Source organism: Mucilaginibacter sp., from assembly GCF_965225845.1.
GTDB lineage: Bacteria > Bacteroidota > Bacteroidia > Sphingobacteriales > Sphingobacteriaceae > Mucilaginibacter.
The window spans coordinates 780,339-803,566 of sequence record NZ_CBDDBL010000001.1 but is presented as its reverse complement, the minus strand read 5'-3'; the positions used below and the strand labels follow the sequence as shown (position 1 = coordinate 803,566).

The following is a 23,228-nucleotide window of genomic DNA, read 5'->3' as shown; positions in this document are numbered from 1 at the left end:
CAACTCGGAAACGCTATCTTTGTATCGAGGTAAAATTGGATAAAGTAAAAGTTTTAGAAAAGTATCTTCCACCTGAAGCGGCTCCGCTTATTGGCCGCTGGATCGACTACTTTAAGTGCGAGTTTAAGATCTCGCGCAACCGCAACACAAAATTCGGCGACTACCGTTCGCCGCATGCCGGGAAAGGGCACCGGATCTCGGTTAATTATGATCTGAATCCCTATGCGTTTTTGGTAACTACCGTGCACGAGTTTGCGCACCTGCATACCTGGAACGAGCATAAGCAAAAGGCTAAACCGCATGGCACGGAGTGGAAAAACAACTTCAAAAAAATGATGCAGCCCTTTTTTGAAAAGGATATTTTCCCCGCGGATATTAAGCATACCATCGTTAATTATTTGAATAACCCGGCAGCATCCAGTTGCTCCGACCTGAGCTTATACCGTGCCCTGCGTAGTTACGATACCCGGCAGGAATCGATCACCACGGTTGAAAAATTGCCGCTTAAAGCGATCTTCAAATTGAAGGACGGCAGGGTTTTCCGCAAGGATGAAAAACTGCGCAAACGCTTTAAATGCACCGAGATCAAAACCAAGCGGATCTATTTGTTTAGTCCGGTTGCTGAGGTGGAAGTTGTAGAGGATTGACTTTAACGAGAGTTGCAACCTGGTTCAGTTTATAGTTACCGGGTTCAGTTTATAACTGAAACTATCGATAAAGAAAGTTTGCAACCGTCACACCCATTCACTCACAATTTTCGCTGACAATAAACATAAGGGTATCCCGCCACCAGGATGCACACTCCCGCCGCAAAAGTATAACCCATCAATTTTAGACGATTTATTCGCATGCCTTAAAAACGCCGCGAACCGGCTGTTGGAGCTTGTTCCGTATATGGATCCCTGGTAGGATGATGTCCGGCTTTCGATACTTCGCGGGTCAAGGATGCTTTCGCTAATGATAAGCTGACTAATGTCCTCACCTAAACTTTTGTACAGTTTATTTAAAATGTTCCTTCTCGCTTCAGCTATCAGCTTATCCCAATCCTGCCCAACATTAGCCGGTACATTGATCATCACGAACCAGTTTTCGCAACCTGGAGGCGCATCATCGGATTTGTATTTGGAGCTGATGTTGAGGTAGACCGTCGGATCATCATAAATATCCTTTTGCTGCCAGATATGATCAAACTCCGCATTGTAATCGGCACTAAAAAAAATATTATGCAGATCAAGCTTCGGGAATTGCTTGCTGATCCCCCAATAGAAGATCAAAGCCGAACTGCTGCGTTCCTGTCTTAAAATCCTTTTAGGGAACAGTGCCGGTCGCGTTCTTAATAATTGATGATAAGTAAACCAAACGTCCATATTGGATACCACAATATCCGCTTCGATCAGGCTATCTTTTACCCACACACCTTTTACCTTTTGCCGCTCCAGCTTAATTTCATCCACCCGCGAATTATAGTTGAACTTCACACCTAATGATTCCGCAAGCTTAACCAGGCTTGTGGTAATACTATACATGCCATCCTTCGGAAAATAAGCGCCGAAATGCTGCTCAATATGGGGTATCACATTCAATGTTGCCGGTGCGCTGTACGGATTTGAGCCATTGTAAGTAGCGAAGCGATCATAAAACTGCACCATCCTTTCATCCTTAAAAAAAGCCTCATTGGCTTTATGCATGGTTCGCATGGCATCGATCTTTCCGATTCGGAAAATAGATTTTAAAGTCGACAAACTTAAAAATGTTTTGATCCGGTGCAGCGACTTTTCCAGAAAAACATGACTGGTGATATTGTAAATATTGCTACTGTTAGTTGCGTACTTTTCAATTGCAGCTTCCGGTTCGCCAATTGATTTCGATACCTCCGCAGCAAACAGACCGGCATTAGCATAAGCGGTTAGTTTAGTACCATCAGCATAAAAATATTTACAGAGCACATCCAGTTTTTGATATTCAAAATAATCAGATGGGGCTTTACCTGCCAGTCTAAACAACTCATCCACATATTGCGGCATGGTAAACAGGCTCGGCCCGGCATCAAACCTAAAACCATCCTTTTCAAATTCGGATAGCTTACCGCCGGGATAACTGTTGGCGTCGAAAACTTCAACCACATAGCCTTTAACAGCCAGGCGGATGGCTGTCGCGATACCGGCAATACCGGCGCCTATGATCAAAGCTTTTTTTGGCATGCGGTAAAGATAAAAGGTTTTCTTGTAGTACCTGTCATCCTATGTTTGCATAGGATGAAAACAAGAAACAACAAAAAAGCAGAACCGTTGCCGATCCTGCTTTTCATTCATCATTAAAAGTGACACTTAAAATGACAAGGCGGCTTAGGTTTAAGCCCCTTTAAAACTTTAATTGCTAGGCATGCACCCCTTCAGCAAATTCTTCAATTGCTTTTTTATTGAATGCGGGCAAATCAGCAGGGGTACGGCTGGTTACCAAGCCATTATCAACTACAACTTCTTCGTCAACCCACTCGGCGCCTGCATTTCTTAAATCTGTTTGCAGTGATGGGAACGAGGTTAATTTACGCCCTTTGAGTAAACCGGTTTCAATCAGCATTTGCGGACCGTGGCATATCGCGGCTACAGGCTTGCCTGATTTTAGAAAAGCGGTTACAAATGCTACCGCTTCTTTATTTTGCCTAAGCTTATCCGGGTTCAGCACACCACCCGGCAGTACCAAAGCATCATAATCATCCGGACTAACCTCATCCAGTTGCTTGTCTACATCCACTTCAATGCCCCAGTTGGTTTTATCCCAGGCTTTTATTTTTCCGCTTTTGGGCGATATTACGTGCACTATTGCGCCGGCATCTTTTAGTGCTGCTTTTGGGCTTGTTAGTTCTACCTGTTCAAATCCTTCTTCGGTGAGTATTGCTACTCTTCTGTTCTCTAAGGTTGCCATAATCTATATAATTTAATTGTTGGTTATTTTATTTAACTATATATTAGTACAGGTGGGATTGGGGATGGTTTTAGGAAAGTGAAAAAAGATGAGGTAATTTTCAGTGCTGCTATTATTGGGATGTGCTGCGCTTTCGACCCTCTCTCCGGCAAGACGGAAAGAGGATGAAAAAGGGAAGAGATTTCATCACGCCTTCAAATAAAATAAATAATTTACCTTTGCGCCATGGCACGCAAAGTTTTCATCATATACTTAGTTTACACGGTAGTTGTATTCCTGTTTTACAGTTATGTGATTAAAGCCGCTTATGCCGATGCCATATTAAAGGCTGTACTATCGGGCGTGGTGTTTACCGCCATCTATGTTATACTGGCATCCCGCGCAGCCAAAAGGGAAGACGAGAAAAAGAAGTAGCTATTTTACTTTCTCAAAGTATTGGCCGGTGAATTTGTAGGTGATTGAATTGTCTGTTATTTGTCCATTGCCGTTGATTATAGGAAATGTGATAGTTTTTAATTTAGGATCGTATTCCAATGTTATATCGCCCGGATTATTCGATTGCCCCAAATTGTAGTTATAATATAATTTATAAGTCAATCCTCGTTTTGTTTTAATTATTCGTGCTTTATCGATTAGTTTACCATTTTCAATAGCTACTATTCTTATACCTTCTCCCTCAGCATATAAATCAAAGACGCCATAGTATCTTATTAGATAATAACTTTCTCCTCCAATTTTTAAGGTATAAAGTCCGTCAAAAGCATATGAATATTCATTTTCGCTTTTTACAGTATCAATTGCATACTCTAATTTACCTCCAGATTTGTATTCTAAAATATTTTCAAAGTATTTTTCTGTGCCACCCATGCCAGTATCCCAAGAAAACGCAGTTAAAACGCCATCATCAGTGGTCGCACCAACCTGTTTAAGAAACAAATCTGCAGAGGCGGGATCGTTTTGTAAATAATACTTCAGCTTTGTTTCAAAAATTGACTGTCCTCTAAAACTTGAGTCCTCCTGCATTGTCGCAGTATCCGTATTGGACAGTTTATTCAAGGAATCTATATTATCTAAGGATTTATTCAAATCTGCTATGATAGCTTTTGAATTTTGTGAATAACTGTAATTAGTAAAACAAATAAATACAAATAACAATAATTTCAGCTTTTTCATTTTCTGATAAGGATTTCTACCAAATAAAAATAGGGATAATCTTTCGACCATCCCTATCCATCTTTATATAATTTAGGTTTGTATTATGCTTCTACAGCCTGGCCAATCAGGTTTTTTGATGCCAGGTATTCGGCAATTTGTACCGCGTTGGTGGCAGCGCCTTTACGCAGGTTGTCTGATACTATCCAGCAGTTCAATGTATTCGGCTGGCTCTCATCACGGCGGATGCGGCCCACAAATACTTCGTCCTTGTCATGCGCGTCAAGCGGCATTGGGTATTTCAGGTTAGCAATGTCGTCAGTTACTACAACGCCCGGTGCATTCTCTAATATCGAACGTACTTCAGCCAAATCAAAATCTTCAGCAAACTCAATGTTAACTGATTCCGAGTGGCCGCCCATTACCGGGATACGTACGGTGGTAGCAGTTACTTTGATGCTGTCGTCGCCCATTATTTTTTGGGTTTCCAGTATCATTTTCATCTCTTCCTTGGTATAACCATTCGCGGTGAACACGTCAATCTGCGGGATAACGTTAAGGTCGATCGTGTATGGATAAGCCATAACGCCTTCAATACCTTTACGCTCGTTAAATAACTGCTCAACAGCTTTAACACCGGTACCGGTTACGGATTGATAGGTAGATACCACAACGCGTTTAATTTTATACCTGTCGTGCAATGGTTTTAAGGCCACTACCATTTGTATGGTTGAGCAATTCGGGTTAGCGATGATCTTATCTTCGGCAGTTAAAACATCGGCGTTCACTTCGGGCACAACCAGTTTTTTGGTTGGGTCCATGCGCCATGCTGAGGAGTTATCGATAACGGTTGTGCCGGCAGCTGCAAAAAGCGGCGCCTGCTCTAATGAAGTGCTGCCCCCTGCCGAAAATATGGCAACATCGGGCTTAAGCTTAATCGCATCCTCTACAGAAACTATCTTGTACTGCTTACCCTTAAATGTGATCTCTTTACCAACACTCTTAGCTGAAGCTACCGGAATTAATTCTGTTACGGGGAAGTTGCGTTCGGTTAAAACCTGCAACATTTTAGTGCCTACCAAGCCGGTGGCACCTACTACTGCGACTTTCATCTTTACTTATAGGATTAAAATATTAAATTAAACTCCAAATATGGGATTTTTTTTACTTTTTTCGGCGAAAAACTGGTCGTTTTTGGTAAAAAATCATTCATTTTAAGGTAAAAAAGGGCTTTTTTGTAGCTGTTTCAGCCCTAAAAGTGCCGGAAAACGACTCGTTTTAAGCGGTTTTTTGCCCTTTTTTGGTTGATTTTACACCTTTGTTTGTTTAGTAAAACTTTAATGGATTTCGCCCAAATTTTTACCTTTGCACTTATAACTGACTTTCATGACCGAAAAGATTATAGTAATTGGTGCTAACGGCCAGATAGGTACCGAACTGGTAAATGCATTGCGAAAAATTCATGGTGCCGGGCAGGTTATCGCCTCGGATATTAACGAACCCGCCTATGCTATCCGTAACACCGGTCCGTTCGAGTTTGTAAACGTGCTGGATAAGGACAACCTGCACCACATCTTCCAAAAGCATCAGCCTACACAGGTTTATTTGCTGGCGGCCATATTATCTGCCGTAGGCGAACAAAAACCTAAAATGGCCTGGGACCTGAACATGACCGGACTAATCCACGTACTGGATTTCGCGGTGGAGTTTAAGGTTGCTAAAGTTTTCTGGCCAAGTTCCATAGCGGTATTCGGGCCACATTCGCCGCAGTTTGATACCCCGCAATATTGCGTGATGGATCCGAATACGGTATATGGCTTTAGTAAACTGGCAGGTGAGCGCTGGTGCGAGTATTACCACGCCAAGCATGGTTTGGATGTACGCAGCATCCGTTACCCGGGACTGATCGGCTGGCGGGCAAACCCCGGAGGCGGTACTACCGATTACGCGGTGCACATCTTCCACGAGGCATTGAAAAAAGGCAAGTATGAAAGCTTCCTATCCGCAGAAACTGCTTTGCCAATGATGTATATGGATGATGCCATTCGTGCTACATTGGATTTAATGGATGCGCCTGCCGGGCAGATCACCATCAGGTCATCATATAACCTGGCAGGTATCAGCTTTACACCAACGCAGTTGGTGGCGGAGATAAAAAAACTGATGCCGGAGTTTGAGATCAGCTATGCGGAAAGCGACCCGCGACAGGCAATTGCCGATAGCTGGCCAAAATCAATTGACGATAGCTATGCGGAGAAAGATTGGGGCTGGAAACTTAAATATGACCTGCCCGCGATAACCGCCGACATGCTTACAAACTTGAAAAAGATCATTTAAAAGAAAACAAATATTATATTTATCCGCTCTGCCGATTAGGCAGTGCCAATTAAATTGGTTTGAGGCCTTTATCCATAGGTCTTCAACCATGAACCAAAAGACAATATGGGAAGAGCATTTGAATTCCGTAAAGAGAGAAAATTTAAGCGTTGGGCCAAAATGGCCGTTCAGTTTACCCGTTTAGGTAAGGAAATTGTAATGGCTGTTAAGGCCGGTGGTGGCGATATTAACACTAACTCGCGCTTACGTACCGCGGTACAAAACTCCAAGGCTGTTAACATGCCGAAGGATCGTGTAGAAGCTGCTATTAAAAGGGCAACCAGTCGTGATGAGAAAGATTACGAAGAGTTGGTATACGAAGGTTACGCGCCTTATGGTGTAGCTATATTGGTGGAGACCGCGACTGATAACATTAACCGTACTGTTGCCAACGTACGCAGTTACTTTACCAAATATGGCGGCGCTTTAGGTAAAACAGGCTCTCTTGATTTTATTTTCACCCGTAAATCGGTATTTACTTTTATACCCGGCGAACGTGACCTGGAAGAACTTGAATTTGAATTGATTGACGCCGGTTTGGAAGATTTGTTTGTAGAGGCTGACGAAGAAGGAAACGATATTGGCGTGATCCATACCGCGTTTGAGGATTTTGGTAAGATGCAAAAAGCTTTGGAAGCAGCAGGCATCGAAGTACGGTCGGCTAAGCTGGAGCGTATCCCGCAGTCTTTCCATGAAGTTACCGAAGAGCAGGTTGTTGATATTATGAAATTGATTGATCGTTTAGAGGAAGATGATGACGTTCAGGCAGTTTATCATAATATGGCAGAATAATTTTGTATATTGTCGTTTTAAACGATGAGATACAAGTTAGTAGTAATGGTGAATAGTGGCGATAAGGCTCATCGTGCATTATCGTAAATTGACATAAATAACCAATTATTATGGCACAATTCACATCACGTAAACAAAGCAAGCAAGTTAAGGTAACGTTTGACAAGGGCCTGCTTTTTGTTGAACACGAGGACGGTAAGCAACAGGCTTTCCCGTTGGAGTGGTATCCATTGTTGCAAACTGCTACAGAAGAGCAACTTGCCGACTGGTCGCACACGCCACAGGGCATCCATTTTAACCAGCTTAATGTTGGGGTGGCTTTGATTTAGAGATATGGATTTTGAAGAGTTTTTCAGGAAGAAAAGGATTGATATGGCAGCATTGCGAACAGTGCAGCCGGCATTATTTTCCGAATTTAAAACCCATTTTATCCAAATGGGCGAAAAAAGCTTCGATCACACTAAAAAATACTGGTTCAACAAACTCAGGCATGATTTCCCGCTTGCCGTTGAGCCTAAAACCGAAAAGGTTAAAATTGATAATCCTTTAGCCGAGCAAACCATAACCGAAAGCCTGATAGAGCAATCGGCACCTGCTCCTAAGTTAGGCTTCACGCCGAAATTCAGGGCAGCGACGGTACCGCCAAAACCTGCGGAACAGGCTGAGGAAAACAAGCCTGCTGAACCTGCTGCTCCGGCACCTAAATTAGGTTTTACACCAAAATTTAAAGCGTCATCTGCACCAACAACCGCTACCGAAACATTGCCGGACGATAAACAGGCAGAAACACCGGCTCGAGCACCCAAATTAGGATTTACACCTAAGTTTAAAGCATCGTCACCGCCAAAAGTAGTTACGGAACCACCATCGGAAGATAAACCCCAGGAGCCAGCTGCACCCGCACCTAAATTAGGTTTTACCCCGAAATTTAAAGCGGCAAATATGCAGAAAGCAACTGCAACAGAAGTAGCACCGCCTGAATCCAAACCTGAAGATAATACTGCAACGCCGCCTGCCGAAGACTCAGCACTAAAGCCTGCTTACAAACCGCGGTTTAAGATGCAGAATATTCCTAAGAAAGAAGAAGAGTAATACCAGTTTATTATGCTGAGGCGCGAAGCATCGTACGCGCATAAACCAACTTACAGATTCTTCACTCCGTTCAGAATGTCAATTAATTATAATCAAACTCCCCACCCAAAATAATCTTAACTTTATTGTAAGGAATACATTTCACAGCCGACTAAACCATAATTCTAAATCAGATTAATATGAAGTCGTTCAAAATATTTTCATTCGCTGCAGCAATAGCTGTATCAGCACTGGCTTTAAGCGCATTTGCTTACAAGGGCCCTAAAATCATTAAAACTACAAGTAGCGATAAAGGCTTTGCCGTTATTGAATTATTTACTTCTGAAGGCTGCTCAAGCTGCCCGCCTGCTGACGCTGTAATAGCCAAAGTTGAAAAAGAGAGTACGGACAAACCTATTTACATCCTGGCTTTTCATGTGGATTACTGGAACCGTTTGGGCTGGAAAGATGTATTCAGCAGTTCGGCCTATTCACAAAGGCAAAATCAATACGCGCAATGGTTAAATTTATCTTCGGTTTATACGCCGCAGATTGTAGTAAATGGCCGTACCGAGTTTGTTGGATCAGAAGAAGGTACTTTGCGCAATGCCATTAAAACCAGTCTGCAAAAAGCCCCATCGGCCCAAATCAGTTTAAGCGACATTAAACTTAATTCAGACAAAGTGCAACTACAGTATCAAACACAAGGAAACATCGCGAACAATGTTTTACTTTTAGCTATTGTGCAAAAATCAGCACAAACCAAAGTGGAGCGTGGTGAAAATGCCGGTCATACTTTATCGCACGTGCAGATCGTTCGTGAGATCAAAAGTGTATCTTTAAGGGGTGAAAAAGGTTCAGCAAGTATTGAATTGCCAAAAGGCTTTGATGCACACGGCTCGGAGGTTATCGCCTTTTTACAAAACACAGCGAACGGCGAAATTACCGGCGCTACAAAATTATCGCTATAATTCATCTACCTTTAAGCAGATTACGTAAAAGATTTAAAACCGATCCGGATGAAAACCATCAAAGAAAAACACTCCCTGGTTATGCGGTGGACGCATTGGGTCAACTTCCCGATCCTCACTATTATGATATGGAGCGGCATGCTGATCTATTGGGCAAACGACGAATATAAGATCACCATATTTGGCCACACCTACGTGCGTTTTTTTCCGGATTGGTATTATAACCTGTTACATATTCCTGCCCGTTTGGCGGAAGGTATGGCATTCCACTTTTTATTCATGTGGTTTTTTACCCTGAACGGGATCTTCTATGTAGCCTATACGGTTATTTCAGGCGCATGGCGTGAGCTTGTCCCGCAAAAAAAATCATGGAAGGAAGCCTGGCTGGTATTATTGCATGACTTGCATATCCGCAAAATGGCGCCGCCTCAAAATAAATATAATGCTGCCCAGCGCATTGCTTATACTGCCATTATTGTAATGGGTTTCGGCTCGGTAATTACCGGTTTGGCGATTTATAAGCCTGTACAATTTTATTATTTAACCTGGATTTGCGGCGGTTACCACTTTGCCCGGATCATCCATTTTGCACTGACATTAGGCTATGTATTTTTCTTCGTGATACATATTGTGCAGGTTATTATTGCAGGGTGGAATAACTTCAGGTCGGTTATTTCAGGCTTTGAAGTTGTAAATGAAGAACCAAAAAAACTTGCGAAAAATGAATAAGCCCGATAAAAATATCAAGCCCAAAAAGGAGCTGACCATTGATCAAAAGATCAACAGGCGTAACTTTATTTCCTTTGGTACATTTGCGGTATTGGGTACTGCTGCCTATGGCGGCTGGCGCAAGCTTTACACATCACCCATTGAAAAATTAGGTATTACCGGCGAGGCGCACAAGCCATTGCGCCGTGCATTAAATAAGTCTGAATTATTTTTCAGGAATTTCTTTAGCAATAATCACCTGGTTAAAACCTACCCAAAATCAATGGCGGCAAAGGTGGTGCGCAAGAATACCAGCATTGGTGCCGATAGCCGCTTAGATGCTGCAAGCTGGCGTTTACAGGTAAAAAAAATAACCGGTGAGGTGTTGAATATCACAATAGATGAAATAAAAGCGCTGCCAAAAACCGACTTGGTTTTTGATTTTAAATGCGTTGAAGGCTGGGATCAGATACAGCACTGGGGCGGTGTAAAGTTTATTGATTTTGTTGAACACTTCGGACTGGAAAGCGAGATCAAGCTTGATTATGTTGGAATGGAAACACCCGATAAGGCCTATTACGTTGGACTTGATATGGATAGCGCCCTGCATCCGCAAACGATATTGGCTTACGAAATGAACGATGCGCCGATACCTGTACCACATGGAGCGCCTTTGCGTTTGATCATCCCGGTTAAATATGGCATCAAAAATTTAAAACGAATTGGGATGATCAGCTTCAGCAACCGCCGCCCGCATGATTACTGGGCTGAGCAGGGTTATGATTATTATTCGGGATTATAACGTTTCTATCATCCAAATTTCATCATAAAATTTGCATATTGCAGTTGATGCCTGCAGAGAAATTCCCCTTTAGAAAACAGATTGCTTATGCCTGCGGCATGGTTGGCTGGAGTGTAATGACGAATATCATTATCGTTATGCTCCCCTATTTTTACCTGCCGCCCAGCAATGCAGGTTTAACGCCGCTTATTCCGCAATTGATGGTGTTTGGCGTGTTAAATATCTTGTCGATAATTGCTGCTTCGGGAAGATTGATCGACGCGGTTTTTGACCCCTTTATTGCCTCATTAAGCGATAAAAGCAAAAACCCGAGGGGCCGCCGTATTCCGTTTATGAAATGGGCCATATTTCCTGCGGCTTTATTTTGTTTCCTTACTTTTTGCCCTGTTGATAAAGCTGAAACATCCCGGAACGCCATATGGCTCACCTGCACGCTCATCCTGTTTTTCATGAGCTTTACCACTTATATCATTCCGTATAACGCACTGTTGCCAGAGGTTACTGAAACGGCCTCCGAAAAGGTAAAACTATCCTCTTTCCAACAGGTAGGCTTTGTGATCGGGATGATCATATCCGGGTTTGTAAACAATTACGCCGACCTGGTACAAAAGTTTCTGCACGTAGTAAACCGCGATAGTGCTTTGCAATATACCATAGGTGGCTTATGCTTTATTGCCGCGATTTTTATGCTGATACCTGTATTGGCAATCGATGAAAAGAAGTATTCATCGAGCAAACCATCACATTTACCGTTATTGCCGGCAATCCGCAAAACATTCAGCAACCGTAATTTTAAGTATTACCTGATATCGGATTTTACTTATTACATGGCGCTCAGTATCATATCAAGCGGTTTATTGTATTTCGTTACGGTATTGCTTGGGCTATCGGAATCTGTTGGCGGGCCATTATTAGGTGTAATGGTTTTGGTATCACTGATGTTTTATCCGCTCATCAATTATCTGTCAAAAAAGATCGGCAAAAAGCCAATGGTTATTTTTTCATTTGGCTTATTGAGCATTGTTTTTGTAACTATCTATTTTCTCGGGAAGATCCCTATAAAACCTATCGCACAAATATATTTCATGTTGCTGCTGGCGAGTTTCCCATTGGCAGCATTAGGAATTTTACCCAATGCGATCCTTGCTGAAATAGCCCAGGATGATGCTATCAAAACAAAGGAAAACCGCGAAGGGATGTTTTACGCGGTAAAATACTTGTTTGTAAAATTAGGGCAAACACTGGGTATTGCATTATTTGCCTTTTTAACTGTTTATGGAAAAGACCCCGGCAACGATTACGGCCTGCGCCTGAACGGTATATGCGGGTTTGTGCTTTGCCTGCTGGCGATGATATTCTTTAGCAGGTTTAAGGAGAAAAAAGTGATTGGTTGATCGTGTTGGCAAAAAAACTTACATCTATGATGCACCGTGACAAAGCTTAAATGAGATAAAATTATCCCCTCGATGTATTATTCGGCCTTACATATACCAGCTGCATGGTGTTAATATTGCGCATGGCAAAGGCAGCTTCGCAGTAGCATAAATAGTAGTTCCATTTGCGGATGAAGCGGTCATTAAATCCTAACGATTTTACTTTTGGCAGGTTAGCATTAAAAGCATCAAACCAAAGTTTTAATGTAGTGGCGTAATCCATTCCAATATCTTTAAGATCGACCATTGTTAAGTCGCCGGTACGGTTAACCGCGCTGTTTATTGCGCCTACTGACGGCAATAATGAGCCGGGGAAAATATGTTTCTGGATCCAATCCACGCCGTTACGTAAGCTGTCATAACGCGAATCCGGCGAGGTGATCACCTGCAAGGCAAGGATGCCATTCTTTTTAAGCAGGTCGTTTACTTTTTTAAAGTATACTTCCATGTAATTGTGCCCCACGGCTTCCAGCATTTCAACAGATACGATCTTATCAAACTGGCCTTCCATCTGGCGGTAATCTTTTATCAGGATGCTTACACGGTCACTCAAGCCTTCAGCTTCTACACGTTCAACAGCCATTTTGTGCTGCTCTTCGCTAATAGTTAACGAGGTTACTTTGCAGCCATATGTTTTAGCCATATAGATGGCGTTCCCACCCCAGCCGCTGCCAATTTCTAATACGTGGTCAGTTGGTTTTAAATTCAACTGGCGGCATAAGCGTTCGTATTTAGCGATCTGTGCTTCCTGCAAGCTTAATCCATCCTTATAAAAGTAAGCGCTGGAGTAAGTCATGGTCGGATCAAGGAAACTGGCGAAGAAATCATTGTTCAGATCGTAATGTTCTGAAATGTTCTTGCGCGATCCCTCAACCGTATTTTTTCTTTTAAAATGATACAGCTTATTGAACCACTTCAGCAGGTTAAGTGCTAAAGTTTGCGTGTTACTGCCCGATACGCTTGGCGCATTCTCGATATTCAGCAACACCCATTTAATCACGTTGGTGATGTTATCGGTGTCCCATAAACCATCTACATAAGCCTCGCCAAAACCAATATCACCAAACAAGATAACGCGTTTGTAAAACTCGTCATCGTTAATAGTCATATTGGCTGATATTTTTCCCTCGCCTGTGCCCAAAACCAACTGTTCGCCATCCGATAAGGTGATATGCAGGTGGCCTTTGTCCATCTTGGCCATTAGCTTTAAAACGGTATCCTGGTAAAAGCTACTTTTTTTAACGAGGGTAAGCGTATTTGACATGGGTTTGTAAAAGTATTAATTGTGCGTTTGTAAACTATATACGGAGATTCAGCTCACAAAGGTTTTATCTAAGATATGGAATTTGACGAATAAGGCCGAAAAACATCTTTTTGAAGTTCTAAATTATCGCCTTTTTTATGAAAAGGAATCTTTTTTAACCAAAGCTTTAATGCCTGCCAGTGGATTGCGCTGATGATTTTTATGGTGATGAGCGGGAAACTTAAAAAGTAAAGTAACAAATTAGCATCAGTCAATGGTTTCCGAACGCCATTTAAGGTGCTGATAAAAAAGCGGTTGCCTTCCTTATCATAATCATCGATCTTCACCTGCAGCTTTTCGTTAGGAATATGCAGGTCGAAATCAAAATTGGTATCCATATCCGTAAACGGTGATACGTAAAAATATTTTTCGGTATTCAGCTTAAATTGATCGCCTGTACGGGTTTTCGCATCCAAAAAGTAAGGCTTCATCTCTAAAAAAGTATTGCAAACTTCTACTACGGAGCAAACGATCTGCGCCTGCTCGTCATAACAAAAATAAAACGACACCGGGTTAAACTGGTAGCCTGCCGTACACAAATTGGTGAGCACCATAATACGGCCATTGCCAATGTTTACACCATTGCTTGCTAAATAATTGGTGATGTGTTGGCGGGTATTTTTGGTTGTGTCCGGGTTTTCGCGCGGTAATTGTAGGTGATCCTTATCCCTAAAATTAAAGAGATTGAACTTATTGCGGCTCATAAATTTAAGCCGTTTAGTCAATCCGTCTATCTCATCCAGGTCTAAATAAAACATGAAAACATCATAATTGAACCTGTGCACTTTAGGCGACAGGCGGTGATGCATTACTTTGGCTTTATATAAACAGGAATTGATAGCGGCGTTTGCCATAGTTAAATATACGATTTAAACCGGCGGCTGGATCAAAACTTTCTCATCATAAACCGGCTTGCCCAGCAATTGCGAACACAAATTTACCGCGCTGGTAAAAGCATCCTCGTGGAAACCATAGTTAAAATAGCTTCCGCAAAAATATACGGGGCCGTTCGCGTTAATTTTGTGTAATTCCTTTTGGGCGTTTATGGCAGGCACATCAAACAGCGGGTGGTGGTAATCAATTTCTTTCAGGATCTTTTTTGGATCGATGTTATCATGCGGGTTAATCGATACAAAATAGTTTTTCTTATCCGATACCTGCTGCAACTCGTTCATCCAGTAAATGGTGGTTGGTACCAGTTTATCTCCCTGTTTTTCGATGCTGTAATTCCAGCTGCTCCAGGCCAGTTTGGTTTTGGGCATGATGCTTTCGTCGGTATGCAGCACCGCTTTGTTGTATTGGTATTTGAAGGTAGATAGTAACCTTTTTTCATCAGCAGTAGGTTGATCCAACAACCCTAAAGCCTCATCGCCATGAGCCGCGATGATAACCCGGTCAAACACTTCCTGCGAACCATCTGAAGCATGTACGGTTACTTCGCCATCGTCGTTGCGTACCACTTTAGTTGCTTTGCGGCTTAAATGAATCCTGTTCTTAAAAGGCGCTATCAGTTTTTCGCGGTAGGATTGACTCCCGTTATGCAAGGTGTACCATTGATGCTGGGTATCTAAACCCAAAAAACCATGATTCTGAAAGAATTTGATCAGCGTCACCATCGGGAAATCCAGCATCTGCTCCATTGGGGTCGACCATACAGCCGAGCTCATGGGCACCAGGTATTTCCAAAGCATATCCTCGCCAAAACCAAACTCCTTTACATACTGGCCGATAGAATAGTTGGCATATTTAGGATCATCAACAATCTTAACGCTCTCCTTGTTAAACCTTCCGATCTGCATCAGCATTTTAATAAATGATGGCTTAAATATATTTTTCCGCTGCGCGAACAGATGGTTAATGCTTGATCCGCTATACTCCAAGCCCGTTGGCAAATGCTGCACGCTGAATGACATCTGTGTTTTTTTAACAGGGGCTTTCAATTCATCAAACAAGCGGCATAAATTCGGATAAGTATGGTAGTTGAATACCATGAAACCGGTATCAATATAAACGGGCTTGCCATCCTCATCAACCGTTACTGTATTGGTGTGGCCGCCGGTATAATCGTTCTGCTCGTAAAAAGTAAGGTTGTCCTGCTTGTGCAAAAAATGCCCGCAGCCCATCCCGGCAATGCCTGTTCCTATTATTGCTGTTTTTAGCATGTTATCGGGTAATGGTATTTAAAAATTGTAAAGTTGTATAAGTTGATAGCTGCCCTCCCGGTCCGTTCAAATTATAATCGAACCCGTGGGTTGCCCAAGGCAATTGCAGCCAATAATGTTTAATGTGGTTATTCTGCAAAGCGCCATTCAACCGGTGACTATGCTCCGGCGATACCAGCACGTCATTAGTGCCATGAATGATCAGCGTCGGCACCGAATGCTCATTCACAAAATTAAGCGGGGAGCAATCATAATATTTCATCGGCACCTGTGAGAATGAGCCACCCACATACTGATCCATCACCTTGCGCGAATCCATGATCAGCGGGTTTGATGGGATAGAATAGCCCCAAACCATATCGGCAGGGCCATAAAAATCAACCACGCCTTTCAGATCTTTCTCGTGCATGGTGTAAGCAGCCAGCAAAGCGATCTGAGCACCCGCAGAGCGGCCTATCAACACAAATTTTGTGGTATCGATATTCAATTCATCGGCATGCCCGCGCATGTATTTTATAGTATTTACAATATCCTCAACAGGTGCAGGCGTTTGCCATTTAGGTGCCATGCGATAGTTGATAGACGCTACATTATAACCTTTAGTTGCCAGGTAGCTGTTCAGTTCCGGCAATTGCTGACTGTCGCCACCTGCCCATGATCCACCGTGTACCACAATAACACAAGGCTTTTTACCTGCTATTTGCGACGGGTAGAAATCAAGGCTCATGGCTGTGTCGGCATATTTTACATAAGTTATTTTTTTGTAAGGGATACTTACCGGCTTTTTAAACATCTTCAAAAAGCTATACGGTGCGCTCGTGCTATCGGTATTGGTAACGCCAAAAGCATCATCAAACTCAGCCCTTACGTCGGCTGCTACGATATAGGCCCTGAATATTGGGGATAAGAATAATAACAAAGCAACAATGCCGATGATGGTACCCGGCATGATATAACGGCCTCCGAAAAAACCTGCCAGCAAAACCAAAATGGTTATTGATGAGAATAACCACGGAAATTCCGTTACACCAATAGCCAACAGCCATAGGTGGTATTCAAAGGCTTTAAAAACTGCTAATAAGGAAATTAAGGCAAGGAGAATGGTAAATATCAGTCGGATCATGCGTTGGTTTTATGGAATAAATAATGACTTACAAACCACTCGTTGCCTTTTTTAAAGTTCCATAATTCGGCACAGGCTAAGTAAAATAAACGCCAGTATACCCACCATTTCACTGCCTGGTCCTTACCATACGTTTCTTCAAATAGCGGCATAATTTCTTTTTTATGCTTATCCATGTTTACTAACCAGGCTTCGGCGGTTTTGCCGTAATTAGTGCCATTGACATGCCAGTGGTTTTCCACGATCAGGTCATCATTAAAGTAGAACATCAGATCATCGCTCGGCATAATGCCGCCGGTGAAAAAGTATTTGCTCATCCAGTCGCTGGCATCTTTTACCTCGAATAGATAAGTATATTCTTTATGGGTAAAAATGTGGATGAACAATTTGCCGTCCGGCTTTAAAAATGAAGCCACTTTTTTCATCAGCAGCTCGTAATTGCGCATATGCTCAAACATCTCAACCGATACCACGCGATCAAATTTATCATCGATGGTAAAAGTGTTCATATCGGCAGTGATCACCGTCAGGTTTTTGATGTTGCGTTGTTTAGCCTGCTCATCGATATAGATCTTTTGGGTACGGGAATTGGAAACTACCGTAAATGTGCTTTTTGGATATTTAGCCGACATAAACAACGATAACGACCCCCATCCGCAACCCAGCTCCAATACGTTTTGACCGGATGTTAATCCTGCACGCTCACAGGTTATCTCCAGCATATCGCGCTCGGCAGTATCCAGATCGGTAACTCCCGGTTTGTAGTACGCGCTCGAATATTTTAAATTTTTACCCAGGCAGTACTGGTAAAATTGAGTTGGCACTTCATAATGCTGCTGGTTAGCATCAATAGTGTTAATAGCTATTGAGGTAGCTTTCAACTGCGCGATAAGTGTCATCAGGTGTGCCTGTTGTGCTTCCACCCCGCCTTTGTTCTCATCTTTCAGCCTCTGTTTTAACAAGCCGCGGATACCTTTTCGCAATAAAAAATCAGGGACTTTGTTTTTCTCAATTAATTTGTCGTACCACATGTATAGTCGGAGTTGTGTTTTTTAGAGGTATACGTTGTAGAAACAATTATAGATTTTTAATTGTTAAAAATACGTCGGGATAAATACTTTCCCTACATCTGCCCAAATAGTTTAAGCTTTTGCTATTGTTTTATATTTTGTTGATAATTAAATATTTACAATTATGTATACTTTAAAAATTAGCTTATGTGCATGCCTGCTGTTGCTTGCATTCAAAAACCAAGAAACTGAAAAAATTCCTGCGGGTTCCATTAAAGGAGATTTTAACGGCGATGGTATAAAAGAATACGCGTGGATAGTTAAACCTCAATTGAGCGCTGATGGTATGAGTTGTGTAGGGCCATGCGTTGCCCACATTGTATTTTCTGATAAAAAGATTAATCCAATTTTACTGAAAAACAGTATTGGCGGCACGCTTACAAATTTAGGCGATCTTAAAAATAATGGAAAGGATGACATTGGCTTATTACCCGATTGGTTCACCAGTTGCTGGCGAAGTTATTTTACCTACACACTAAATAACAACAACTGGCAATATGTAATACCGCCGTTCACTACACATTGTAACCAGTGGGAAGCTAATGTAAAACCTGTTGAAAAAATAGCAGGAAAGCCAAACTATCTAAAAGAAAACTATAGCGATTTTTTGAAAGACTCGATAGTTGTTAAATCAAAAATTGTAAAAATAATTGATTAGTGGTTTGCCGTTTATTCTTTTGGAGTTTTAAACCAAGGTACAAACACACTTGTGCTGGCCTGGTATTTTTTAAAAGCTTCGCCCTTAGTTTTTAATGACTGCTTTTCAGTTGTAGGTATGCCTGTAACTTTTAATAATAAATAGAGAATAATTGCCGGACTGATCACCGCGATATAGCCATAGGGCGAGCCCAGAGCGAAGACAAAATAGGATACCCACATCAGCCATTCAAAAAAATAATTAGGATGGCGGGAGTAATGCCACAAACCCGTATCACAAACCTTGCCTTTGTTGGCATCGCTCTTTTTAAAACTGGCCAATTGCTGGTCGGCAGTCGCTTCGCCGATAACGCTGATCACCCATAAAATTGCGCCACCTATTTCGGGTGGGGATAGATCAGGTTTGGGGTTCATCATACTGATAAAAAACGGGACAGCCAGCAACACGTTGGAGATAGCCTGCATCTGGAAAAAGCCTGCCATTTTTGCTTCGGCATTAGCGCCCCAATCCTTGCGGATGTGTGCATATCGTGGTTCTTCTTCATGCAGATGCTTTAAAACGCGTACGGCCAAATGCGTGCCTAAACGCAAGCCAGCGATAATCACCATGCCGGCTAATAGTATTTTCCGCGTTTCAAATCCGGGCGCAAAGATCAACAGGATAATAGCGATAACCGGAAAATTGTAAGACCAGAAAATATCAACCACACCCGCGTTCTTGATCTTGTAGGACCACAGCCATACCAAAAACATGATAACACAGCACGTTACCACGCTGTAAATTACCAAACTGAGTAAAGAGCTGCTATCCATTTTGCTTGCTGAAAAGTTCCTTTAATCCCTCGCCGGGTTTTAGTTTAAACAACTGGATGAGCACATATGCGCAACTTGCAATGCTGCCTAAGGTCACCAGTAATATTAACCAAATGATCTTGAGGTATAATTTGTTTTCCTTATAGCAAAGCCACACGAAAATTACGGTTACGTTGGTATAAAAATCCCACAGCGTGGCACGCATCCAGGGGATGCCACCCAGGAAATCCCAGTTGGTAAATAGGTTGCTGCTGATACTGGTGCTGATTACCACATAGCACATCCATACAAAAAGGATGCTGAATAATATTTTCAGGAAATTGATCATACTTATTTTTTAGCCGCCCTGATAAATGCCAAAGCATCATCCGCATGCTCTTTGCCTTGCAGCATGGCATCGTGCATATACACTACCTTGCCATGCAGATCTATAATATAAGTTACACGGCCCGGGATAAACATTTTGCTTTTGATGCCAAACAGGTTATAAACTTTATTATCCTGGTCGGCTAACAAAGTGAACGGCAATTTATAATGCTCCTGGAACTCTTTATGACTGGCAACAGTACCACCATTTATACCCACAACCATTGCTCCGGCCTTGGTAAAATCATCAAACTCATCACGAAATGCACAGGCTTCTTTGGTACAAACCATGCTTTCATCTTTCGGGTAAAAATAAAGCACCAATACTTTTTTACCGATATAATCGCGCAAATTGAACAGCTTGCCATCCTGATCCTGCAACGTAAAAGACGGAACCATTTCGCCAACCTGTAACTCGCTGCCGCGTTTTTGTGCATGAGTTGTTTTGCAAAAGCCTATTAGCATAAAAGCCAAAAGCAATGCTGTATTTTTAAGGGTGATATTTTTCATATAGGGATATACGTTGAGCATAGGGTACTTCGATTTATTTATGCAGCAAATAACTAAATTTGTGAATAAGCAGCCGGTGTTAACATGGTTGATGTGATTTTTGATACCAAAGCATCCGGATAGTCAGGCATGCTTTTTAGCTTGACCCATTCCGGGTCGCTGCCAAAAGCTTTCCATAAGCTATCATGTGCAGCCATGTTATCAAAGGTAACCATGTAGGTTAGGTTTGGGCGTTCGGCGCCTATCAAAGTTTCGCTGTAGAAAACAGGCTTAAATCCCAGGCGTTTAAATATGCCTATCTCACCGCCCTGGTTAAACATCTCTATTTTCTTTTTACCGGCACCTTCGGTTGGGCTTTGATATTGGCGCAACTCAAAAATCCGGGTGCTTGTTCCGGGCAATTCTATTTTAGGCATACCGGTAAAGGCCTGTAATAACGAACTTTCAATACGATCATAAACAGGCATTGCCAACGGGGCGTTTAAATAGGCAAAGGCTTGCTGCTGGTAAGTAGCATCTTTCGCCAGTTTGTTTTCCTGCGTTACAAAGCCATCCATGGATGAGTGCGGGATCAATACGAACAGCCTGGGTTGTTTTCCTTTTTCAAGCTCGGTAAATACACCAATGTTTTTATTGCCAATACGGTTTAAAGCAGGTATCAGCGCGTTTTTTAAATAATCTTCTACAATTGTTTGCTGTGTAGCGTTTGAGAAGGAATAAACCCGCAACTCGTAAAACTCGCGTAAAGGTCCTTTATTTTCAGATTCAGCCATCACCATTTTGGGCAATATAGTGGAGGCAGTACCTGTTAACAGGGATGCTTTTACAAATGAACGTCTTTTCATGAGCCGGATTTTGGTTGAGCTAATGTAATGATTATAATGGCTGAATATAAAACAAAAAGATCCCCTTAATTATTAAGGAGATCTTTTCAATAAAGTACTTTTTATTTATTAAATGTGGATGAACAGTTCGTCTATGGGCCTTCTCACTTTTTGCATTTTACTGTAAACATCTTCGTCTGACCGGTAACCTACAGGGGCGATAACTACTGCAGATAAGCCTTTTTCTTTCAAACCTAAGATCTCATCATATTTACCGGCATCAAAGCCTTCCATAGGGCAGGCATCAATATCCATTTCAGCAGCGGCAGTTAATAAAACACCTAAAGCAATATAAGCCTGTTTGGTGCTCCAGTTGATCTTTTGTTCTTCGGTTAAGCTGGAAATAGTGCCTTGTACCATTTGCTCAAAACCTGCTAAATGCTCGCGGCCAATGCCACGGGTTTTAGCAATAAGATCAAGATATTTATTTCCATAATCTTTATCCAGTTCTTTTTCAATAGCAAACACAAATACTTGTGAACTTTGCGTTAACTGGGCCTGGCCATGTGATGCTTCGCGCAGTTTTTCGCGGATCTCAGCATCTTCAACCACCAAAATGCGGTACGCCTGTAAGCCTAATGATGATGGCGCTAATTGCACTGCCGAGATCAGCTCATCCAATTGTGCTTTACTTAATTTTTTTGTCGCGTCGAAGTTTTTGATAGCGGCGCGCTTTTGTAATTTTTCTATTAATGACATGTTGTTTTCTTTTTAAATTATCCGAACAAAACTAAATGTTACAACACTTAAAATCGTCATAAGGAAGTCAACGCTTAATTTTTCTTCTCGCCGCCGCCCGGCTTTTTCTTATTCCTGTTATTGCGGTTATTATTATTGTTATTCCCGCCACGATTATTCCCGCCTCTGCCGCCATCGCGTTTCGCAGGCGCCATTTTAATGAGGGTTGGGTCGCCTAAAACTTCGGGTAACGGGATGCGCCTTACTTCGCGCTCCATCATTTCCTCAATATTTTTTAGCTTACGCTGATCGCGGTCATTAATAAAAGTGATCGCGGTTCCCTTGGTTTCGGCACGCGCCGTACGGCCAATACGGTGGATGTAATCTTCAGGATCGCCCGGCGCGTCGTAATTTACAACCAGGTCAATCCCCTCCACATCAATACCACGCGACAGCGCATCGGTACCAATGATGATCGGCACCTGCTTGTTTTTAAACTTTAGCAGGATATCCTCGCGCTCAGCCTGCTCCAGGTCGGAGTGGAAAGCGTTGATCTTTAAATGTGCTGCTTTTAATTCCTTATAAACCTCTTTTACCTTATCTTTTGTTGATGCGAAAATAATGATGCTTACAAAACCACCCTCTTTCAGGATCATTTGCAGCAATTTCGATTTTTGGTGATCATTCACCAAATACACCTGTTGATCTATTCCGACAGCAGGTTGTGATATGGCGATGTTGATCTGCTGCGGGTTATGCAACACGGTTTTGGCCATATTGCGGATCCTGCCCGGCATTGTGGCCGAAAAAAGCATGGTTTGCCTTTGCTTAGGCAAATAGCTGATAATACGCATAATATCATCCGAAAAACCCATATCCAGCATGCGGTCGGCCTCATCCAGAATCAAGTATTTGATGTGGTTCAGCTTTAAAACGCCTGATGTAAGGTGGGCTATCAGCCTGCCTGGGGTAGCGATGATAATGTTAACGTTATTCTGGATGCCACGGCGCTGCTGCTCATACACAATACCATCGCCCCCGCCAAAAACTGCAATGGAACTAATGCCGGTAAAATAGGCCAATCCCTCCACCTGCTGATCGATCTGTTGGGCGAGTTCGCGGGTTGGAGTTAGGATGAGTGTGCTTGTTTTTTCCTCGTGGTTTTGTGTGATCAGGTTTAAAACCGGCAGTAAAAATGCGCCTGTTTTACCTGTACCTGTTTGCGCGCAGGCTATAAGGTCGTCGCCCTTTAGGATAGCCGGGATGGCCATTTCCTGTATAGGAGTTGGGTTGGTATAACCCATGCTTAGTACGCCTTCTAATAAATGTTCGTTGAAATTAAAATCCTGGAAAGTCACTTGTCTCTTTAAAGTAAAGGGGCAAGGTAGCAAAAAATGTTGTTTAACAGCAATTTAGCTGTGAGGAGTTTTTT

Annotated in this window: 26 protein-coding genes; 11 read left to right on the top strand and 15 right to left on the bottom strand. The window is 42.3% G+C overall.

The annotated features are described in order from the left end of the window. Positions 1-35 precede the first annotated feature (35 nt). Positions 36-647 (top strand): SprT-like domain-containing protein, encoded by a 612-nt coding sequence (locus tag ACYZ0U_RS03740; RefSeq protein WP_461449939.1) that lies wholly within the window; start codon positions 36-38, stop codon positions 645-647. An 87-nt stretch (positions 648-734) separates the two neighbouring features. Here the strand turns inward: ACYZ0U_RS03740 and crtD are convergent, their stop codons facing one another. Both crtD and ACYZ0U_RS03730 read right to left on the bottom strand, forming a co-directional pair. Next, entirely contained in the window at positions 735-2,201 is a 1,467-nt protein-coding gene (gene crtD / locus ACYZ0U_RS03735) for a 1-hydroxycarotenoid 3,4-desaturase CrtD (protein ID WP_461449937.1), read from the bottom strand. Between the two features lie 175 nt (positions 2,202-2,376). Beyond that, positions 2,377-2,925: a type 1 glutamine amidotransferase domain-containing protein gene (locus tag ACYZ0U_RS03730; protein WP_461449935.1), complete on the bottom strand. Its 549-nt coding sequence runs from the start codon at positions 2,923-2,925 to the stop codon at positions 2,377-2,379. 225 nt (positions 2,926-3,150) lie between these two features. On the opposite strand from ACYZ0U_RS03730, the gene ACYZ0U_RS03725 reads away from it, so the two are divergent. Continuing rightward, positions 3,151-3,339, top strand: coding sequence for a hypothetical protein (locus tag ACYZ0U_RS03725; protein ID WP_461449933.1), 189 nt, complete (start codon positions 3,151-3,153; stop codon positions 3,337-3,339). Here the strand turns inward: ACYZ0U_RS03725 and ACYZ0U_RS03720 are convergent, their stop codons facing one another. Both ACYZ0U_RS03720 and ACYZ0U_RS03715 read right to left on the bottom strand, forming a co-directional pair. Further along, positions 3,340-4,098 carry a hypothetical protein gene (locus ACYZ0U_RS03720; RefSeq protein ID WP_461449931.1) on the bottom strand — a complete coding sequence of 253 codons (759 nt, stop codon included), beginning with the start codon at positions 4,096-4,098 and terminating at the stop codon, positions 3,340-3,342. It lies immediately after the preceding gene. A gap of 83 nt (positions 4,099-4,181) precedes the next feature. Next, a complete protein-coding gene (locus ACYZ0U_RS03715; protein ID WP_461449929.1) occupies positions 4,182-5,189 on the bottom strand; it encodes an aspartate-semialdehyde dehydrogenase in 1,008 nt (335 codons plus the stop codon). A gap of 274 nt (positions 5,190-5,463) precedes the next feature. Here ACYZ0U_RS03715 and ACYZ0U_RS03710 point away from each other — a divergent pair, with 274 nt between their 5' ends. The 8 genes from ACYZ0U_RS03710 to ACYZ0U_RS03675 all read left to right on the top strand — a co-directional run bounded on the left by ACYZ0U_RS03710 (position 5,464) and on the right by ACYZ0U_RS03675 (position 12,191). Then, positions 5,464-6,414: an NAD-dependent epimerase/dehydratase family protein gene (locus ACYZ0U_RS03710; protein WP_461449927.1), complete on the top strand. Its 951-nt coding sequence runs from the start codon at positions 5,464-5,466 to the stop codon at positions 6,412-6,414. A gap of 105 nt (positions 6,415-6,519) precedes the next feature. Beyond that, a complete protein-coding gene (locus ACYZ0U_RS03705) occupies positions 6,520-7,245 on the top strand; it encodes a YebC/PmpR family DNA-binding transcriptional regulator (RefSeq protein WP_461449925.1) in 726 nt (241 codons plus the stop codon). Positions 7,246-7,355: 110 nt separating this feature from the next. After that, the gene (locus ACYZ0U_RS03700) at positions 7,356-7,574 is read left to right on the top strand and encodes a DUF2442 domain-containing protein (protein ID WP_461449923.1); all 219 of its coding nucleotides are present in this window, start codon (positions 7,356-7,358) and stop codon (positions 7,572-7,574) included. Positions 7,575-7,578: 4 nt separating this feature from the next. Next, positions 7,579-8,337, top strand: coding sequence for a hypothetical protein (locus ACYZ0U_RS03695; RefSeq protein ID WP_461449921.1), 759 nt, complete (start codon positions 7,579-7,581; stop codon positions 8,335-8,337). 179 nt (positions 8,338-8,516) lie between these two features. Then, the gene (locus ACYZ0U_RS03690; RefSeq protein WP_461449919.1) at positions 8,517-9,287 is read left to right on the top strand and encodes a DUF1223 domain-containing protein; all 771 of its coding nucleotides are present in this window, start codon (positions 8,517-8,519) and stop codon (positions 9,285-9,287) included. Positions 9,288-9,335: 48 nt separating this feature from the next. After that, positions 9,336-10,016, top strand: coding sequence for a cytochrome b/b6 domain-containing protein (locus tag ACYZ0U_RS03685; RefSeq protein ID WP_461449917.1), 681 nt, complete (start codon positions 9,336-9,338; stop codon positions 10,014-10,016). Next, entirely contained in the window at positions 10,009-10,797 is a 789-nt protein-coding gene (locus tag ACYZ0U_RS03680; protein WP_461449915.1) for a molybdopterin-dependent oxidoreductase, read from the top strand. The genes ACYZ0U_RS03685 and ACYZ0U_RS03680 overlap by 8 nt, the downstream gene beginning before the upstream one ends. 47 nt (positions 10,798-10,844) lie before the next feature. Beyond that, positions 10,845-12,191, top strand: coding sequence for an MFS transporter (locus ACYZ0U_RS03675; protein WP_461449913.1), 1,347 nt, complete (start codon positions 10,845-10,847; stop codon positions 12,189-12,191). A gap of 61 nt (positions 12,192-12,252) precedes the next feature. Here ACYZ0U_RS03675 and ACYZ0U_RS03670 read toward each other — a convergent pair whose 3' ends face one another. The 5 genes from ACYZ0U_RS03670 to ACYZ0U_RS03650 form a co-directional block, all read right to left on the bottom strand. Further along, positions 12,253-13,494, bottom strand: a complete 1,242-nt coding sequence (locus ACYZ0U_RS03670) for a class I SAM-dependent methyltransferase (protein WP_461449911.1) — start codon at positions 13,492-13,494, stop codon at positions 12,253-12,255. A gap of 68 nt (positions 13,495-13,562) precedes the next feature. After that, positions 13,563-14,387 (bottom strand): DUF1365 domain-containing protein, encoded by an 825-nt coding sequence (locus tag ACYZ0U_RS03665; protein WP_461449909.1) that lies wholly within the window; start codon positions 14,385-14,387, stop codon positions 13,563-13,565. Positions 14,388-14,402: 15 nt separating this feature from the next. Continuing rightward, positions 14,403-15,695: an NAD(P)/FAD-dependent oxidoreductase gene (locus ACYZ0U_RS03660; RefSeq protein ID WP_461449907.1), complete on the bottom strand. Its 1,293-nt coding sequence runs from the start codon at positions 15,693-15,695 to the stop codon at positions 14,403-14,405. A gap of 1 nt (position 15,696) precedes the next feature. Then, positions 15,697-16,818: an alpha/beta hydrolase fold domain-containing protein gene (locus ACYZ0U_RS03655; RefSeq protein WP_461449905.1), complete on the bottom strand. Its 1,122-nt coding sequence runs from the start codon at positions 16,816-16,818 to the stop codon at positions 15,697-15,699. After that, the gene (locus ACYZ0U_RS03650; protein WP_461449903.1) at positions 16,815-17,849 is read right to left on the bottom strand and encodes an SAM-dependent methyltransferase; all 1,035 of its coding nucleotides are present in this window, start codon (positions 17,847-17,849) and stop codon (positions 16,815-16,817) included. The genes ACYZ0U_RS03655 and ACYZ0U_RS03650 overlap by 4 nt, the downstream gene beginning before the upstream one ends. A 163-nt stretch (positions 17,850-18,012) precedes the next feature. Between ACYZ0U_RS03650 and ACYZ0U_RS03645 the strand changes: the two genes are divergently transcribed. Next, complete coding sequence (locus tag ACYZ0U_RS03645) at positions 18,013-18,546, top strand: hypothetical protein (RefSeq protein WP_461449901.1); 534 nt, start codon at positions 18,013-18,015, stop codon at positions 18,544-18,546. Between the two features lie 11 nt (positions 18,547-18,557). Here the strand turns inward: ACYZ0U_RS03645 and ACYZ0U_RS03640 are convergent, their stop codons facing one another. The 6 genes from ACYZ0U_RS03640 to ACYZ0U_RS03615 all read right to left on the bottom strand — a co-directional run bounded on the left by ACYZ0U_RS03640 (position 18,558) and on the right by ACYZ0U_RS03615 (position 23,154). Further along, the gene (locus tag ACYZ0U_RS03640) at positions 18,558-19,358 is read right to left on the bottom strand and encodes a DUF1295 domain-containing protein (RefSeq protein ID WP_461449900.1); all 801 of its coding nucleotides are present in this window, start codon (positions 19,356-19,358) and stop codon (positions 18,558-18,560) included. Beyond that, positions 19,351-19,686: a DUF1475 family protein gene (locus ACYZ0U_RS03635; RefSeq protein WP_461449898.1), complete on the bottom strand. Its 336-nt coding sequence runs from the start codon at positions 19,684-19,686 to the stop codon at positions 19,351-19,353. The genes ACYZ0U_RS03640 and ACYZ0U_RS03635 overlap by 8 nt, the downstream gene beginning before the upstream one ends. A gap of 2 nt (positions 19,687-19,688) precedes the next feature. After that, the gene (locus ACYZ0U_RS03630; protein ID WP_461449896.1) at positions 19,689-20,234 is read right to left on the bottom strand and encodes a peroxiredoxin; all 546 of its coding nucleotides are present in this window, start codon (positions 20,232-20,234) and stop codon (positions 19,689-19,691) included. Positions 20,235-20,287: 53 nt separating this feature from the next. Then, on the bottom strand, positions 20,288-21,079 hold the full coding sequence (locus tag ACYZ0U_RS03625; RefSeq protein WP_461449894.1) for an NIPSNAP family protein: 792 nt from the start codon (positions 21,077-21,079) through the stop codon (positions 20,288-20,290). A gap of 108 nt (positions 21,080-21,187) precedes the next feature. Continuing rightward, the gene (locus ACYZ0U_RS03620; RefSeq protein WP_461449892.1) at positions 21,188-21,817 is read right to left on the bottom strand and encodes an NAD(P)H-dependent oxidoreductase; all 630 of its coding nucleotides are present in this window, start codon (positions 21,815-21,817) and stop codon (positions 21,188-21,190) included. Positions 21,818-21,891: 74 nt separating this feature from the next. Further along, positions 21,892-23,154 (bottom strand): DEAD/DEAH box helicase, encoded by a 1,263-nt coding sequence (locus tag ACYZ0U_RS03615; RefSeq protein ID WP_461449890.1) that lies wholly within the window; start codon positions 23,152-23,154, stop codon positions 21,892-21,894. Positions 23,155-23,228: the final 74 nt, after the last annotated feature.